The sequence below is a fragment of the Nocardioides potassii genome (assembly GCF_021648885.1).
GTDB classification, from domain to species: Bacteria; Actinomycetota; Actinomycetes; order Propionibacteriales; family Nocardioidaceae; genus Nocardioides; species Nocardioides potassii.
In genome coordinates, this window is the sequence record NZ_JAKJHZ010000008.1 from 37,758 (window position 1) to 53,685 (window position 15,928).

14 protein-coding genes and 1 pseudogene are annotated in these 15,928 nt (G+C 73.1%); 6 read left to right on the forward strand and 9 right to left on the reverse strand.

Going from position 1 to position 15,928, the window contains the following annotated elements; all coding sequences use genetic code 11:
• Positions 1 to 7 precede the first annotated feature (7 nt).
• From L2K70_RS13675 to L2K70_RS13710, 8 genes are all read right to left on the reverse strand, one after another.
• A complete protein-coding gene (locus L2K70_RS13675; RefSeq protein WP_236402729.1) occupies positions 8 to 784 on the reverse strand; it encodes a DUF1295 domain-containing protein in 777 nt (258 codons plus the stop codon).
• A complete protein-coding gene (locus L2K70_RS13680; protein ID WP_236402730.1) occupies positions 778 to 2,109 on the reverse strand; it encodes a class I SAM-dependent methyltransferase in 1,332 nt (443 codons plus the stop codon). Before L2K70_RS13680 ends, L2K70_RS13675 begins: the two co-directional genes overlap by 7 nt.
• Positions 2,106 to 3,479 (reverse strand): SAM-dependent methyltransferase, encoded by a 1,374-nt coding sequence (locus tag L2K70_RS13685; protein ID WP_236402731.1) that lies wholly within the window; start codon positions 3,477 to 3,479, stop codon positions 2,106 to 2,108. Before L2K70_RS13685 ends, L2K70_RS13680 begins: the two co-directional genes overlap by 4 nt.
• Positions 3,476 to 5,464: an FAD-dependent oxidoreductase gene (locus tag L2K70_RS13690; protein ID WP_236402732.1), complete on the reverse strand. Its 1,989-nt coding sequence runs from the start codon at positions 5,462 to 5,464 to the stop codon at positions 3,476 to 3,478. The genes L2K70_RS13685 and L2K70_RS13690 overlap by 4 nt, the downstream gene beginning before the upstream one ends.
• A gap of 2 nt (positions 5,465 to 5,466) precedes the next feature.
• Entirely contained in the window at positions 5,467 to 6,204 is a 738-nt protein-coding gene (locus L2K70_RS13695; protein WP_236402733.1) for an anti-sigma factor, read from the reverse strand.
• Positions 6,201 to 6,812, reverse strand: coding sequence for an ECF RNA polymerase sigma factor SigK (gene sigK, locus L2K70_RS13700; RefSeq protein ID WP_236402734.1), 612 nt, complete (start codon positions 6,810 to 6,812; stop codon positions 6,201 to 6,203). Before sigK ends, L2K70_RS13695 begins: the two co-directional genes overlap by 4 nt.
• A gap of 34 nt (positions 6,813 to 6,846) precedes the next feature.
• Positions 6,847 to 7,509 carry a fasciclin domain-containing protein gene (locus L2K70_RS13705; protein ID WP_236402735.1) on the reverse strand — a complete coding sequence of 221 codons (663 nt, stop codon included), beginning with the start codon at positions 7,507 to 7,509 and terminating at the stop codon, positions 6,847 to 6,849.
• 223 nt (positions 7,510 to 7,732) lie between these two features.
• A complete protein-coding gene (locus tag L2K70_RS13710; RefSeq protein ID WP_236402736.1) occupies positions 7,733 to 9,274 on the reverse strand; it encodes a molybdopterin-dependent oxidoreductase in 1,542 nt (513 codons plus the stop codon).
• Between the two features lie 56 nt (positions 9,275 to 9,330).
• On the opposite strand from L2K70_RS13710, the gene L2K70_RS13715 reads away from it, so the two are divergent.
• The 3 genes from L2K70_RS13715 to L2K70_RS13725 all read left to right on the forward strand — a co-directional run bounded on the left by L2K70_RS13715 (position 9,331) and on the right by L2K70_RS13725 (position 11,270).
• Complete coding sequence (locus L2K70_RS13715) at positions 9,331 to 10,107, forward strand: enoyl-CoA hydratase-related protein (RefSeq protein WP_236402737.1); 777 nt, start codon at positions 9,331 to 9,333, stop codon at positions 10,105 to 10,107.
• A gap of 69 nt (positions 10,108 to 10,176) precedes the next feature.
• Positions 10,177 to 10,860: an SDR family NAD(P)-dependent oxidoreductase gene (locus L2K70_RS13720; protein ID WP_236402738.1), complete on the forward strand. Its 684-nt coding sequence runs from the start codon at positions 10,177 to 10,179 to the stop codon at positions 10,858 to 10,860.
• A complete protein-coding gene (locus L2K70_RS13725; RefSeq protein WP_236402739.1) occupies positions 10,857 to 11,270 on the forward strand; it encodes a DUF1772 domain-containing protein in 414 nt (137 codons plus the stop codon). Before L2K70_RS13720 ends, L2K70_RS13725 begins: the two co-directional genes overlap by 4 nt.
• Positions 11,271 to 11,276: 6 nt before the next feature.
• On the opposite strand, the gene L2K70_RS13730 is transcribed toward L2K70_RS13725, so the two are convergent.
• Positions 11,277 to 12,239, reverse strand: a complete 963-nt coding sequence (locus L2K70_RS13730) for a hypothetical protein (RefSeq protein WP_236402740.1) — start codon at positions 12,237 to 12,239, stop codon at positions 11,277 to 11,279.
• Positions 12,240 to 12,325: 86 nt separating this feature from the next.
• Between L2K70_RS13730 and L2K70_RS13735 the strand changes: the two genes are divergently transcribed.
• From L2K70_RS13735 to L2K70_RS13745, 3 genes and pseudogenes are all read left to right on the forward strand, one after another.
• Positions 12,326 to 14,533 carry a HelD family protein gene (locus L2K70_RS13735; RefSeq protein WP_372477488.1) on the forward strand — a complete coding sequence of 736 codons (2,208 nt, stop codon included), beginning with the start codon at positions 12,326 to 12,328 and terminating at the stop codon, positions 14,531 to 14,533.
• Between the two features lie 78 nt (positions 14,534 to 14,611).
• Positions 14,612 to 15,457, forward strand: a complete 846-nt coding sequence (locus L2K70_RS13740; protein ID WP_236402742.1) for a LamG domain-containing protein — start codon at positions 14,612 to 14,614, stop codon at positions 15,455 to 15,457.
• A 164-nt stretch (positions 15,458 to 15,621) separates the two neighbouring features.
• Positions 15,622 to 15,928, forward strand: a pseudogene (locus L2K70_RS13745) (hypothetical protein); the annotation flags it as partial.

Consider the following 15,928-nt stretch of genomic DNA (forward strand, 5'->3'; position numbering starts at 1 on the left):
GGAGCAGTCAGCGGCGCGGCGGGCGGGGGAAGAACAGCGGGACGCGGGCGGCGTACTCGTCCCACCCGGGCCGCTGCGACATCGTCTTCTCGAGCAGCGCGGCACCGGTGACGTTGCGGATGAAGTACGTCATCAGGGCGGGTGCCCACACGGTCAGGAGGCCCGGCAGCCAGCCGAGCGCGAGCGCGCCGGCGATCCACAGCCCCCACCAGACGGTCGCGTCGCCGAAGTAGTTGGGGTGGCGGGTCCAGCCCCAGAGCCCGGTGTCGAGGATCTTCGGGCGGGACTCGCGCGGCGTCGCCTTGTAGGCCTCGAGCTGGGCGTCGCCGACGACCTCGAAGAAGAGGCCGATCGCCCACACGACCGCGCCCACCCAGACGGCGGGCCACCAGCGGACGTCGTACGCGGCGGCGACCTGCAGCGGTGCGGAGATGAGGAGTGCGACGACGGCCTGGGTGAGGAAGACGCGGGTGATGACCTTGCCCGCGCCGGAGGACCAGCCCGGCCCGCCGAGCATCTTCTCGTAGCGCGGGTCCTCGCCGTGGCCGCGCGAGCGGCGGGCGATGTGCCAGGCGAGGCGGCCTCCCCACACCGTGACGAGCGCGGCGAGCACCCACGAGTGGGTGTCGGGGAAGACGATCGCCTCGAGGAGCGCGATCGTCACGAACGCGAGCCCCCACGCGACGTCGACGACCGCGACCCTGTCCCGCGCCTTGCTGAGGGCGGCGAAGCCACCCATCACGAGCGCCGCGCCGAGGACGGCGACGACGATCGCGGTCACCACGTACGGACCGCCGGCAGGTCGTGGGCCGCGCCGGGCCGGACGGCGAGGATCTGGTCGACCCCCATGCGTCCGTCGCGGAAGGCGAGGGCGCCGCCCACGAGGTAGAGCCGCCAGACGCGCACGACCTCCTCCCCGACCAGGTCGCGGATGCGGTCGATGTTCGTCTCGAAGTTCTCCATCCAGCCGGCGACGGTGAGCACGTAGTGCTCACGCAGCGCGTGGACGTCGCGGACCTCGAGGCCACCGGCCTCGATCAGTCCCACGGTCTCGCCGACCGGGCGCATGGTCATGTCGGGAGCGATGAACGACTCGATGAACGGCCCGCCACCGGGGTGCTTGCCCCCACCGGCACCCTGCCGTGACATCTGCTGCACGAGCACGCGACCGCCGGGACGCACCGCGCGTCGCAGGACCTCGACGTAGGTCGCGTAGTTGGTGGCACCGACGTGCTCGCCCATCTCGAGGGAGCCGACGGCGTCGAAGTGGTCACGCTCGGGGACCTCGCGGTAGTCCTGGAGCCGGATCTCGACCCTGTCCTGCAGGCCGCGCTCCGCGATCCGGGCGTCGATGAACTTCTTCTGCTCGGCCGCGATCGTGACGCCGGTGACCTGCGCGCCGAAGTGCTCCGCGGCGTGCAGGGACAGCGAGCCCCAGCCGCACCCGACGTCGAGCATCCGCATCCCCGGCTGCAGGCCCAGCTTGGTGCAGACGAGGTCGAGCTTGGCGCGCTGCGCCTCCTCGAGCGGCACGTCGGGCGTGGCGTGGTAGCCGCAGCTGTAGGCCATCTGCGGCTCGAGGATCAGTGAGTAGAACTCGTTCGAGAGGTCGTAGTGGTGGCTGATCGACGACCGGTCGCGGGCCAGGCTGTGCAGCCGGCCCTTGATCCGCGCCTGGGACGCGGGAGGTGCCGGCGGGCGGCCGAGCGCGCCGAGCCCGGCGGCGGTGCGGATCGCGTCGACCATCGCGCGCGGCGAGAGCCGTACGCCGGACAGGCCGCGCTCGGCGCCCACGGCGAAGGCGTGCGTCAGTGCGGACTCGAGCGTCCAGCCGTCCTGCTCCGGCACGTCGAGCTCGCCGGTCACGTAGGCCTGGGCCGCACCCAGCTCGCCCGGGTGCCACAGCAGCCGCCGCAGCGCGTCGGGCGAGCGCAGCACGACGAGCGGCGCCCCCTCCGGCCCGGCGACCGAGCCGTCCCAGGCCTCCAGGCGCACGGGGAGGTCGCCGCCGATGAACGGGCGGACGGCCTCGGCCAGGCGCGCGGCGACGCCTTCCGAGGTCGAGCCGCTCGTGCCGGTCGAGGTCGGACGCGGTGCCGTCTGGGTCACTGGTGCTCTCCGTCTTGGGGTCGGGTGAAGGTCAGCTGCGAGACGTTGATGTAGCCGCTGGCGAAGCCGGCCTGCGAGTAGGTGAGGTAGAAGTGCCAGACCCGCATGAAGAGGTCGTCGAAGCCGAGGGCGTGCACCGCGTCGCGCTGGGCGAGGAAGCGGCGGTCCCAGCGGCGCAGCGTCTCGGCGTAGTGGCTGCCCATCTCGAGCTGGCCGGTGAGGCGCAGCGTGGTCTCGTCGCGGGTGATCTGGTCGATCACCTCGACGCTCGGCAGGAAGCCGCCGGGGAAGATGTACTTGTTGATCCACGTCTGGCCGTCGCGGGTGGCGAGCATCCGGTCGTGCGGCATGGTGATCGCCTGGATCGCGACGCGGCCGCCGGGGGCGAGGACGCTGTCGATCGTGCGGAAGTAGGTCCCCCAGAACTCGTGGCCCACGGCCTCGATCATCTCGACCGACAGCACGGCGTCGTACGTCGCGCCGCTTGCCGTGAGGGCGCGGTAGTCCATCAGCTCGACCCGGACGCGGTCGGAGAACCCGGCGTCGGCGATGCGTCGCTCCGCGAGCTCGAGCTGCTCCACGGACAGGGTGATCGTGTGCACCGTGGCACCGCGCCGGGCGGCGCGGATCGCGAGCTCGCCCCAGCCGGTGCCGATCTCGAGGACGCGGGTGCCGCCGGTGACCCCGGCCTCGTCGAGCAGGCGCTCGATCTTGCGGCCCTGGGCCTCGCTGAGGTCGGGGCCGTGGACGAGCGGGTCGTCGCTGTCGGCGGGCTCTGGTGGGGTGGCGACCAGGTGGTCACCGACGGAGCCGGGCCCGGCCGCGGCCGACGAGACGGAGGTGTCGAAGAGGGCGGAGGAGTAGCTGAGGGTGTCGTCGAGGAAGAGCTCGAACATCTCGTTGGACAGGTCGTAGTGGTGCGAGATGTTGGCGCGGCTGTTGGCCTCGGTGCTGCGCTGGTGGCCGGGCAGGCGCGGGGTGAGGAAGGCGCGCAGCCGCTGCAACGGCTCCGGGATGAGGGTGGCGATCCGGGCCGCGGGCACGGTGAGGAAGCCGGCCAGGTCCTCGGCGTCCCAGGCGCCGGTCATGTAGGCCTCGCCGAACCCGATCAGGTGGTCGCGGCCCAGGCGCGCGTAGAACTCGTCGGGGCGGTGGATCTGCATCGTCGGCCCGCCCTGGCCGAGGAGACGACCGGAGTGGCCCTCGACGACGGTGACGTCGAGGCGGTTCACCGCGGCGTGGAAGAGGCGCCTGGCGACGGCGGCGGAGATCGCGGTGCGGGGCCCGCCGCGCAAGGGCTCGAGGGCGGGCACGCCCTGGGTGGCGGCGACGGGCTGTCCCTGGTCGCGGCGGTTCTTCTCGAGGGTCATCGGACGCCCTCCTGTCGGTGGGTCGGACGTGGTCGGATCGGCAGCCGGCGCGCCCACAGCCAGATCCCGTGGGCGCGGATCAGTGCGCTGCCGCGCAGTGCGGAGCCCAGGGTCCGGCGGAGGGGGACGTCGCTGCGGGTGCCGGTGAGGCTGGCGCTGAACGGCGAGGCCGAGCGGGCCCCGTCGGTGTGGCCGCGCAGGGTCACCGCGACGTGGAGCCGGTCGGTCGGGATCGGCACGGCGACGTCGTACGTGCCGTCGACGTCGTGGAAGGGCGAGACGTACATCGCCTTGTCGGTCGTGGCGCGGCCCTGCTCGTCGGGGTGGACGAGGTAGGCGTGGCGGTCGCCGTAGGTGTTGTGCACCTCGACGACCACCCCGGCCTGTCGGCCCTCGTCGTCGAAGCACCAGAAGACGCTGATCGGGTTAAAGGCGTAGCCGAGCGAGCGCGGGTTGGCCGCCATCAGGATCGTGCCGCCGCCCTCGCCCAGCCGGACGTCGTGGCGGGCCAGGAAGGACTCGACGTTGTGGCGCAGCGTCCGCCCAGGGTCGCCGAGGTGGTCGCGTGCCTCGAACCGGGCGAGCACGCCGTGGTCCGGCAGGTCGTCGAGGTCGACCAGCCAGAAGGTCGAGGAGTGCTCGAAGCTGCGCCTGAACGGCGTCCGGCGGGTGTGGCGGATCGTCGTCTCGAAGCGACCGGGAGCCGGCAGGACGGACGTGGTGCGGGTCCAGGGCAGGCCGAGGCGCGTCGCCGCGGCCAGCCCGGAGCGCGCGCCGTCCTCGTGGAAGCCCCAGCCGTGGTAGGCCCCGGCGAAGGCGATGCGGTCGGTGTCGATCTCCGGCAGCCGGCGCGCGGCGGCGACCGACTCCGGGGTGTAGAGCGGGTGCTCGTACTCCATCCGGTCGATCACCAGGGCGGGGTCGACGAGGTCCTCGCCGCCGAGGGTGACGAGGTAGTGCGTGTCGGTCGGCAGCCGCTGGAGGCGGGTGAGGTCGTAGGTGACCGTGACGGCGCCGGTCTCGTCCGCGGGCCGGAAGAAGTTCCAGGACGCGCGCGCGCCGGGAGCCGCCGGGAGCAGCGAGGCGTCGGTGTGGAGGAGCGCCGGGTTGCTGCTGTAGGGGAGGGCCGAGAGCACCTCGCGCTGCAGGTCGGTCGGCGCCTCGAGCATGCCGAGGGCGTGGGACGGGTGCGTCGCGATGACGACCCCGTCGAACCTCGTCGTGGCGCCGCTGCCGTCCGTGACCTCGACACCGTCCGCGAGCTCGCGGACCGAGGTCACCTTGGTCTCGAGGCGTACGACGTCGAGTCCGGCCGCGACCGCGGCGACGTAGGTGCCGGAGCCGCCGGTGACGGTGCGCCACTCGGGCGATCCGAAGACGCCGAGCATGCCGTGGTGCTCGAGGAAGGTGAAGAGGTAGCGCGCCGGGTAGTCGAGCGACGTGGCGGGGTCGCACGACCAGACGGCCGCCACCAGCGGCTCCATGAAGTGGCGGACGAATCCCGGGGTGAAACGTCCCTCGGCGAGGAACTCGCGCAGGGTCTGGTCGGAGCCGTCGTCGTCGGCGGCGAGGACGCCACGCGCCCGGCGGTGGAAGCGCGGGATCTCCAGCAGCATCTGCCAGTGCGCGCGCGAGGTCAGCGACGACCGCTGCGCGAACAGCCCGCGCGGCCCCAGCGCGCCGGCGTACTCCACTCCGGTGCCGGCGTCGCTCACCGACAGCGACATCTCGCTGGGCTGGGTGGCGATGCCGAGCTCGGCGAAGAGCCGCAGGAGCGTCGGGTAGGTCCGCCGGTTGTGCACGATGAAGCCGGTGTCGATGGCGAGGTCGCCCTCGGGGGTCGGCACCCGGTGCGTGTCGGCGTGGCCACCGAGCCGCGCGTCGGCCTCGTAGAGGGTGACGTGCGCCGTGCGTGAGGCGATCCAGGCGGCCGTCAGCCCGGCAACACCGGACCCGACGACGGCGATCCGTCGGGAGGCGTCCACGCTCAGGTCGCCTGGGTGAGGTCGAAGACCGCGATCGGGTCGCTGGTGGGCTGCGTGGAGCCGGACTCCGGCTCGACGGTGATGCCGACGGCGGCGGCCTTGCCGGCTGCCCCCTCCAGCACGACCGTCTGGTCGGCGACGTCGGGCATCAGGCCGGCGGAGGTGAAGCTGTCGCCGTCGATGAACCAGAGCTCGTAGGCCTTGCCCGCGGGCGCGGCGGTCATGTCCTCGGTCGTGATGACGGCCTTGTCGGCGGACTTCGACCGGGTCACCGTCGCGCGGCCGGCGTCGCCGAGGTCGACCGAGACGTGCTCGGCGTCGGGCGCCTGGAGGATCTGCTCGGCCGCGGTGAGGCGGGGGACGTCGTCGTCGGACGCCCAGGGCTGGGTCACCGCGGCGCCGATGCCGACGATCAGTGCGAGTGCCGCCGCGACCAGAAAGGGCACCCAGCCCCGCCTCCGGCCCGCCGGCTCGACAGCGTGGCGGTGCGCCGGTGCGATGACGGGTACCTCGGGAGGCAGTGGACGGACCTGGGCGACGCCGGCGAGCACGGACTCGCGCAGCGCGGCGGGCGGGGGAGTGGCGACGGCGTCGGCGAGCAGCGCGGCGGTCTCCCGCAGCTCGGCCACCTCGGCGCGGCAGTCGTCGCACTCGCGGAGGTGCTGCTCGAACCGGGCACGCTCGATGTCGTCGAGCGCGTCCACGGCGTAAGCCCCTGTGAGCTTGTGCAGATCGCTCATGAGGCAACTCCCATCAGGTCTCGCAGGCGGATCAGTCCGTCGCGTATTCGGGTCTTGGCGGTGCCCAACGGGACGTCGAGCATGGTGGCGACCTCGGTGTGCGTGTAGCCGCCGAAGTACGTGAGCTCGACGGCCTGGCGCTGCACGTCGGTCAGGGTGGCGACCGCGTTGCGGACGCGGGTGGCCTCCAGCGAGGCGTGGGCGGCCTCGGAGGTCTGGTCGTGGTCGATCGGTGCGGACTCGCGGTTCCAGGTCTCGTCGCGAGCCGTGGCGGCCTCGACCGAGCGGACCCGGTCGACGGCCTTGCGGTGCACGATGGTGAGCAGCCAGCCGGCCGCACTCCCTCGTTCGGCGTCGTACCTGGCGCTGGAGCGCCAGGCGTCGAGGTAGGCCTCCTGGGTGACCTCCTCGGCGTGCGCCGGGTTGCGTACGACGCGCAGCGCCAGGCCGTAGGCCCGCGCCGACGTCGCGTCGTAGAACTCGGCGAAGGCGGCCTGGTCGCCCAGGGCCGCCTGGCCGAGGAGGCCCGCGAGGCGGGCGGCGTCGTTGCCCCCGGACGGGGCACCCTCCTGGGGTGCCCCGTCCGGTACGGGCCTCACGTGTTCCACGTCAGCATCCTTGCGCAATCCGTTGGTGGACGGATCACATCTTCGGCATCAGGACCTGGTCGACGACGTACACGGTCGCGTTGGCGGTCTGGACGTTGCCGCACACGACGGTGGCGTCACCGATGGTGAAGTCCTCGCCGGAGCCCTCGACAGTGAGGGTGTCACCGGCCAGGGTCTCGTGGTCACCAGCGAGGTCCTCGGGGCTGAGGCGCTCGCCGATCACGTGGTGGGTCAGGACGGTGGTCAGCGCCTTCTTGTCCTTCAGGAGGGCGTTGAGGTCCTTCTTCGGGATGGCCGCGAACGCGTCGTCGGTCGGGGCGAAGACGGTGAGCGCCTCGGCCGAGTTGAGCGTGTCCACGAGACCGGCCTCGCCGACAGCGGCGACGAGCGTCTTGAGGAGCGGGTTGTTCGACGCGGCGGTGGCGACCGGGTCGTCGGCCATGCCCTCGACGGAGCCCTCACCCGAGGTGGGGACGCCGGCGCAGCCGGGGCCGAACGGAGCGTCCATGGCGGGCTCCTCGGACGGGGACTCGGACTCCATCGGGGTCTCCGACTCCGAGGGGGTGGCCGAGCTGGTGGTGTCGTCGGACGCCGAGGTCGAGGCGTCGTCCTCGCTGCCACAGGCGGCGAGGCTCATCGACGCGGTCAGCGCCAGGGCGGCGAGGCCGAGGGAACGGGTGCGGAGCTTGGTGTTCATGACGGTGCCTTTCGGTAGGTCACTACGTTGCGGAGGGGCCGTGGGGCCCGCTGTCGGGAGGTGTTCGGCACCCCCCGGCAGACGGATGGGTGGTCTGCGAAAAAACTTTGGACAATCCATGGACAACGCGGGTGCGCGACGACGGGCGGAGCGTGGCGCAGGTCCCGGAGGCTCAGGACCTGCGCCACGCACCGCCCGTCGTCGTCACGGTGCGAGCGCGCGCTCAACCGATGGAGACCGAGATCTCCTGGATGCCGCTCGACCCCTCGGGGAACGGCCGCATCCGCACGTCGGTCTGGACGTCGCCGTCCTTGTTGGTCGCGCGGCAGGCGATGAAGTGCTGGCCGGGGGTGGCGTCCCACTCGTAGTACCACTGCCGCCAGTAGTCGTCGTTGACCTGCGCGCCGAGCTTCGCCGGCCTCCAGGCCTCGCCGTCGACGCGCACCTCGACCTTCTCGATGCCGACGTGCTGCGCCCAGGCGATGCCGCCGATGACGACCTTGCCCGGCTCGCTGCTCGAGAGCGGCTTGGGGGTGTCGATCCGGCTCGAGATCTTGATCGGGGCGTCGGTGGCCCAGTCCCGCTCGGTCCAGTACGCCTGCTCGGCGTCGTACGTCGTCAGGGTCATCCGGGTGATCCACTTGCACGCGCTGACGAAGCCGTAGAGCCCGGGCACGACCATCCGCGCCGGGAAGCCGTGCTCGCGCGGCAGCGGCTGGCCGTTCATGCCGATCGCGATCAACGCGTCGCGGCCGTCGAGCGCGACGCCGAGCGGCGTCGAGATCGTCATGCCGTCGACGTCGGTGGAGAAGATCTGGTCGGCCTTGGTCGAGTCGATGCCGGCCTTGTCGAGCACGTCCTTGAGGGGCACGCCGAGCCAGCGGGCGCTGCCGACGTAGGGCCCGCCGACCTCGTTGGACACGCAGGTGAGCGTGATGTCGCGCTCGACCGTCGTCATAGCGGCGAGCTCGGCGAAGGTCAGCGTGACCTCCTGGTCCACGTCGCCGTCGATCGTCAGCGTCCACGAGTCCACGTCGACGGCCGGGACCGTCAGCCGGGTGTCCACCCGGTAGAAGTCCGCGTTGGGCGTCCGCAGCGGCGTGATGCCGTCGTACTGCGCCTCGAGGCCCTGCGGGAAGGACGGCGCGGGGTCGGTGGCCGTCGGCAACGCGATGTCGGTCCCGCCGAGGCGGTACGACGTCACGTAGCGACCGAGCGCCCCCATGGTCACTGCGGCCGCGGCGAGGCCGCCGGTGGCCAGCACGACCCCGCGCCGGGTCGGACCGTCGACCCCAGGCGACGACCGATCGGCACCCCGGTCCGACACGCGGTGCAGCCACCACAGCGAGGTGGCGGCCACGGCCGCGGCGGCCAGGGCGGGAAGGAGGTCCAGCGGCCCGGAGCCCGGGCGCAGGACCGCGAGCACGCCGGCGACGGCGGCGAGCCCGACGAGGATGAGGAGGCCCAGCGTCTCGCGGCGGTCGGCGATGATGCCGGCGACCGCTGCCAGCAGGAGCACGACGATGGTCACCGAGCCGACCAGCACCAGCTTGTCGTTGGTGCCGAACTGCCGGATCGCCCACTCCTTGAGCGGGGTCGGCGTGAGGTCGATGACCGTGGACCCGACCGCCAGGACGGGAGACGCGGCGGGGACGGTCAGGGCTGCGACCAGGTGCCCGGCCGCCAGGCCGACCAGCGTCGCGAGGACGCCGTACGCCGCGTGGAGCAGGGTGCGGCGGCGGCGTCGAGGCGCGGAGGTCTCCATGGGCGGTGTTCGGAGCGGGACGGCGCGCGGATGGGCGGTGGGGCAGGATGACCGGCATGCCCGACGAGACCGACGCCACTCCCGAGTCGTCCGAGCTGGTCCACTACGCCGTCTCCGACGCGGTCGCGACGATCACCCTCGACAGCCCGGCCAACCGCAACGCGCTCAGCCGCCAGCTGGTCACCGAGCTCTTCGGGCACCTCGAGCGCGCCGGCGCCGACGACGACGTCCGGGTCGTGCTCGTCGAGAGCAGCGGCAAGGTGTTCTGCTCCGGTGCCGACCTGTCCGAGGCCACGACCGAGGGGATGGAGGTCGGCGCGCGACGCATCGTCGACCTGCAGCGGCTCGTCGTCACCCTCGACAAGCCGGTCGTCACCAAGAACCTCGGCGCCGTCCGCGCCGGCGGCATCGGCATCGTCGCCGCGGCCGACATCGCCATCAGCGCCGAGGAGGCCACCTTCGCGCTGACCGAGGTCAAGCTCGGCCTGGCCGCCGCGATCATCAGCCTCACCGTCCACCACCGGATGACCCCGCGCGCGGCGGCCCTCACCACCCTGGGCGGCGAGGTCTTCAGCGGCGCCGAGGCGGCGTCGTACGGCCTCGTCACGAAGGCCGTGCCGGCCGACCGCCTGGACGAGGAGGTCGCCGCCACCTGCGCGAGCCTGGCCACCGGCGCCGCTCAGGGGCTGCGGGAGTCCAAGCGGATCCTCAACCGCGACCTCGTCGCCCGCATCGACGCGCTGGGCGACGAGATGGCCACCACCAGCGCGCGGCTGTTCGCCAGCGACGAGGCCCGCGAGGCGATGACCGCCTTCCTCTCCCGCGGGAAGTAGCGACCGGCTGCATCCGCTCGGCGGGTCGGGCCCGAGAAGCGGGTGACACCCCTCGTCGAAGGAGACCAGATGACGCGCGACCTGTCCGGAGCCCGGATCGCGGTGGTGGGCGCCAGCGGCGCCCTCGGCTCGCTGGTCACCGCCGAGCTCGACCGCCGCGGCGCGCGGCTGCTGGTCGTCGGTCGCGACGCCGACCGCCTCGCCGCGCTCGGGACGGGTGTGCCGGTGGTCGCCGACCTCGGTGACGCGCTCGCCGGCGACGCCGTCGCCGCAGCCGCCCGCGAGCACCTCGATGGCCTCGACGGGTTGGTCAACGCCGCCGGCGTCGTGGCCTTCGGCGCGCTCGCCGACACCCCGGACGAGGTGGTCGAGGAGCTCTTCCTCACCAACGTCGTCGGACCGCTCTTCCTGCTCCGGCGGGTCCTGCCGCTGCTCGAGGAGTCGCAGGGGTTCGTCGCGCAGGTCAGTGCCGTCGTCGCCGAGCGCCCCCTGCCGCGGATGGCGGCGTACTCCGCCAGCAAGGCCGCCCTGAGCGCCGTCGCGACCGCGCTCCGCACCGAGCTGCGCCGCAGCAAGGTGGAGGTGTACGACGTCCGCCCGCCGCACACCGAGACCGGCCTGGCCGCCCGGCCCCTGTCCGGCGAGGCGCCGTCCCTGCCGCAGGGGCTCGACCCCGAGCAGGTCGCCCGGCGGATCGTCGACGCGATCGCGGCCGGGGAGCAGGACGTCCCCGCCTCGTCCTTCACCGGATGAACACGTGGCTGCTGCTGGTCGCGGGCGCCCACCTCGGCTTCCAGCTCACCGTCGACCTGGTCGTCTATCCGGCGCTGCGCGACGTCGGCCCGGAGGACTGGACACGGGCCCACGCCGCCCACTCGCGGCGGATCACGCCGGTCGTGGGCCTCGTCTACGTCCCGCTCGTCCTGGTGCTCGGCTGGGCCGCCGTGGCGGAGCCTGACGACGTCGGCACGTGGGTCGCGGTCGCCGGTGGCCTGCTCGCGGTCGGGACGACCGCAGCGGTCGCCGCCCCGGTCCACGGTCGGCTGTCCTCCGCCGGCGAGGACCGGCGAGCTGCCCTGCTCGACCGGCTCACGCGTGCCGACCGCGTCCGGACCGTCGGTGCGGTGGTGTGCACGGTGGGCGCGCTGCTCGTTGCGCTGTGAGCAGCGTCAGGGCCTGCTGCGGCTGACGACCCGGACCAGGCGGGGAGAGGCCAGGCCGAGGTAGGTGTCGACCGGCGGCGTCCCGATCGCCGCCTGCACGGTCGCGCATCGGGTGGGGTCGATCGCCAGCGTGCGCGTGGTCCCGGTCCGGTCGCCCAGCACGACGACGTACGACGTGGCGCCGGGGTCCGGCTCGCAGTCCGCGACGCCGTCGGTGTAGCCGGTGGTGGCCTGGGCGCGGATCGCGTCCGCCGTTGCCGGGTCGGTGCGCCACTGGTCGACCAGGGTGCGGCGGCGGCCGTCGCCGGAGTACGCGCACACGTCCGCGACGACCGCCGGCATCGGCAGCACGGGCACGGTCGACTGCCACGGATGCTCGGCCCCGTCGACCAGCTGTGCGGCCGAGGCGCCGTCGGCGTCGGTCAGGGTCGTGGTGAAGCGGCCGGGACAGCTGATCGGGTCCCGCGGGGCAGCGGCAGGGGCCGCCCCTGCGGCGTCCATCAGCAAGGTCGTCTCGAGCTGGCTGAAGAGCGTGGCGTCGCGGGTGCTGCAGCCGGTGCTCCCGGCCAGCTCCGCGACCCGGCCGTCGCCGAGCCCGACCTCGATCCGGAACCTCCGGTTCGGGCCGGAGGTCCGGCCGCCCTCGTCCCCGCACTGCGGTCGTCCGTCCTGGGTCTGCCACAGCGTCGCGGCGACCGCGGCGGCGAGGTCGCCGGTGACGACGCCCGCCGGGTGGCGTACCCGCTCCGCGGCCCCCTCCTCCGCGAGCGGGCAGAACCGCACCCACTCGGCCACCTGCTCGCCGATCTGCTCGGCCGGCGCGGTCGCCTCCGACACGCAGGCGGTCGACCGCGGGGTGGTCGACGGGTCGTCCGAGCCGCCCGTGCCGCAGGAGGTGACGGTCGCGACGATCGCGAGGACGCAGCCCACGACGGCGGGCACCACCGACCACCGGGCACGTAGCGTCACGAGTTCCACGCTAAATGAGTGGGTGGGGCACCGCGGCGCTAGGCTTGTCGGTCTGTCCGAGCAGGTTGGGCACGGTTCATCGGGGGATGAGGAGCGGGAGTTTGAGCGAGGAGCTCACGCCGGATTCGGTTCTGGCCAGCGAGATCGCTGCGGAGCAGCAGTACGTCGACGAGGTCTACGTCCAGCTCGAGGTGTCCACGCAGAGCGCGATGGCGCTCGCGCAGGAGGGCCGCAACCGCGGCCGGCTGGAGCACGAGGGCGGCCTCGTCGAGCGGGACGCGATGGTCTTCCAGGCCGCGAAGCGGATCGCCCAGCTCGACGCGGCCCACGAGGGGCTGGTCTTCGGCCGCCTCGACCTCGACCCGTCGATCGACCCCGAGCCCCGCTACATCGGGCGCATCGGCGTCCGCAACGCCGACCGCGACGTGCTGCTCATCGACTGGCGCGCGCCTGCGGCCGGGGTGTTCTACCAGGCCACCGCCGCGACCCCGCAGGGCGTCGTACGGCGCCGGGTGCTGCGCTCGCAGCACCGCACCGTCGTCGGTGTCGAGGACGAGCTGCTCGACGACCAGGCCGAGACGGACCTGCCGATCGTCGGCGAGGGCGCGCTGATGGCGCAGCTCTCCCGCGCCCGCGACCGCTCGATGCACTCCATCGTCGCCACGATCCAGGCCGAGCAGGACAAGGCGATCCGCGCGCCGGGCAAGGGCGTGGTGTCGATCTCCGGCGGCCCGGGCACCGGCAAGACGGTCGTCGCGCTGCACCGCGCGGCGTTCCTCCTCTACTCCGACCGCCGGCGCTACGAGGGCGGCGGGGTGCTCGTCGTCGGTCCGAGCGGCGTCTTCATGCGCTACATCGAGCGGGTGCTCCCCAGTCTCGGCGAGACCGCGGTCGCGCTGCGCTCGCTCGGCGAGGTCGTCGGCGGCGTCCGTGCGACCCGCCACGACGAGCCGGCCGTCGCCGACGTCAAGGGCGCGACGCGGATGGCCGAGCTGATGCGGCGTACGGCGCGCCAGCACGCGCCCGGCGCCCCCACCAGCTTCCGCATCTACTGGCGCGACGACACGATCGTGCTCGACCCCGGCACGCTCGGCCGGCTGCGCCGCCAGCTGATGTCGCAGGGCCGCCGCAACCGCCAGCTGCCCCGCGTGGCCCGCACGCTCCTCGACGCGATGTGGCGCCAGGTGCAGGGCGAGCGTGGTCGCGAGCGCGGTCGTGAGGCGTTCGACGACGACATGCTCGGCCACGCCGGCTTCGTCGAGTTCGCCTCCGCGTGGTGGCCGCCGCTCGACGCGACGACCGTCTTCGGCTGGCTCCGCGAGCCGGAGTTCCTCGCCCGGGTCGGCGAGGGCGTCGTCAGCCGCGAGGAGCAGCTGCTGCTCGCCAAGTCGTGGTCGTCGGGTGACCTCTCGATCGAGGACGTGCCGCTGCTCGACGAGCTGCGCTACGCCCTCGGTGACGTGCCGCAGCGCACCGACGACGAGCGCGACCTCGACGAGACCGGCCTCCTCGAGGGCGGCGTCGACCTGCAGGAGCTCACGACGGTGTCCGAGCGCGACTACGCGCCCGGTGGCCGCCAGTGGGCGCCGCCGACGCACCGCATCGAGGACGACGGCTACGCCCACGTGCTCATCGACGAGGCGCAGGACCTCACGCCCATGCAGTGGCGGATGGTCGGGCGCCGTGGCCGCACCGCGAGCTGGACGATCGTCGGCGACCCGGCGCAGTCGTCGTGGCCCGACGCTCCGGAGGCCGCCCGCGCGCGGCTCGAGGCGCTGGAGGGCAAGGAGATCCACGAGTTCCACCTCTCGACCAACTACCGCAACTCCGCCGAGATCTACGCCTTCGCCGCCGACTACGCCCGCCGGGTCGGGCTGGACGCCGACCTGCCCGACGCCGTACGCCGCACCGGCGAGGACCCGCTCGTCCTCGGTCCGGTCGACGACCTGGAGGCCGCCGTGCGCGACGCCGTCGTCACGACGGCCGGCCGGGTCAAGGGCACCGTCGGCATCGTCGTCCCGGTGGCCCGGCGCTCGGAGGTCAACGCGTGGCTGGCGTCCTGGCCCGAGCTGGCCGACGACGCCGCGGGTGCCCGCGCCGCCGTCGACTCCAGCGTGACCCCCAGCGGCGAGGACCGCGTCGTCGTACTCACCGGGCTCGACACCAAGGGCCTCGAGTTCGACGGCATCGTCGTGGTCCGGCCGCAGGAGATCGAGGACGAGTCGGTGACCGGTCGCGCGACCCTCTACGTCGTGCTCACCCGCGCGACGCAGCTGCTGACCACCGTGAGCTGACGGGTCCTGCACCGGCTGTCGGCGCAGGCTGCGTACGATCGCCCACTCGTCCGGAACGACCGTCCCCCGAGGAGGCCCGTGCCCCCGCGCTCGTCGTCCGTCGGCTGCCTGGCCGTCCTGCTGTCACTCGCCGCTGCTCCCGCGCACGCGAACCTCCCGCGGGGCGACCAGGTCGAGTCCGACCCGGCCCCGACCTGGGGGTGGGAGGTCCTGTTCCAGGACGGCTTCGACGGCGCGGCCGGGACGCCACCGGACAACTGGCACGCGATGCCCGGCTGGAACAACGCGTTGCAGAACGGCTACGGCCAGCTCGACGTCGGCGGCCTCGCGCAGGTCCGGTCCACGCCCGGGTGGCTGCTGCCCGCCGGTACGACGGTGCGGGTGACGGCCAGCCTGGTGATGCCTGACACCGGCAGCAACTACGCCGCGTTCTGGGTGCAGCACCCCGACCCGCTCGACCCGCGCGAGATCGACGTCATCGAGAGCTACGGACCGCTCAAGCCCACGGGCGCGCAGGTGGCCTCCCACCTCTGCTACGACGAGACGTTGGACAACGGCGTCGACGAGTGCGGCGCCGCCGGCCTCGTGCCCGAGCTGCAGGGCGTCAGCGACCACTTCCCCGACGGTGCCAAGCCGTGGGACGCCTACTGGCAGTACGACGCCGAGTTCACCGTCGGAGGCGACCACGTGTCGTTCGCCGTCCGAGACGGTGCCGGCAACCAGGCCTACAGCCTCGACACGACACCCGACCCGCGCCGCGTCCCCGGCAACCTGCTGCCCTTCCACCTCCGGCTCTCCAACAAGGACGTCGACCCCGAGTACGCCCTCCCCGGCGGCACGCGTCCCGCCATGACCGTCGACTGGGTGCGCGTCGAGGTCCGGTACCCGCCCGACCCCCGCCCGACGTCACCGGTGGTCGAGTAGCCCGCGCGACCCGGCTGTCACACCCCGCTGGTCGAGGAGCGACGAAGTCGCGTCACGAGGCCCATCGCCCTGTTCTCGGTGGTTGAGGTGCGAGCGCAGCGAGCCTCGAAACCACCCTGTGGAGATTGCCCCGGCTGTCGGTGCCGACGTCTATAATCGAACACATGATCGATGCGCTGGCAGGATCCGGAACTGGTGAGGCAGGCACGCTCACCGCCTCCGACCTGCTGGCTGCCTTGCGTGAGCGTCGCGCCACCGAGAACCGCGCCGCTGCCGATCAGCTCGACCTCGCCGCCCGGTGGGCCGACCTCCACCCACCCGAGTCAATCCATTCGGCTGCTGCTTTCGAGGTCCGCGGCACCGAGCACGAGGAACCCATCGCCGGCGACGGGTGTCCCCTGGTCGCCGAGTTCTGCGTCGCCGAGCTCGGCACCGTCCTCGGCATCTCCACGACCGCGGCGAAGAAGCTCA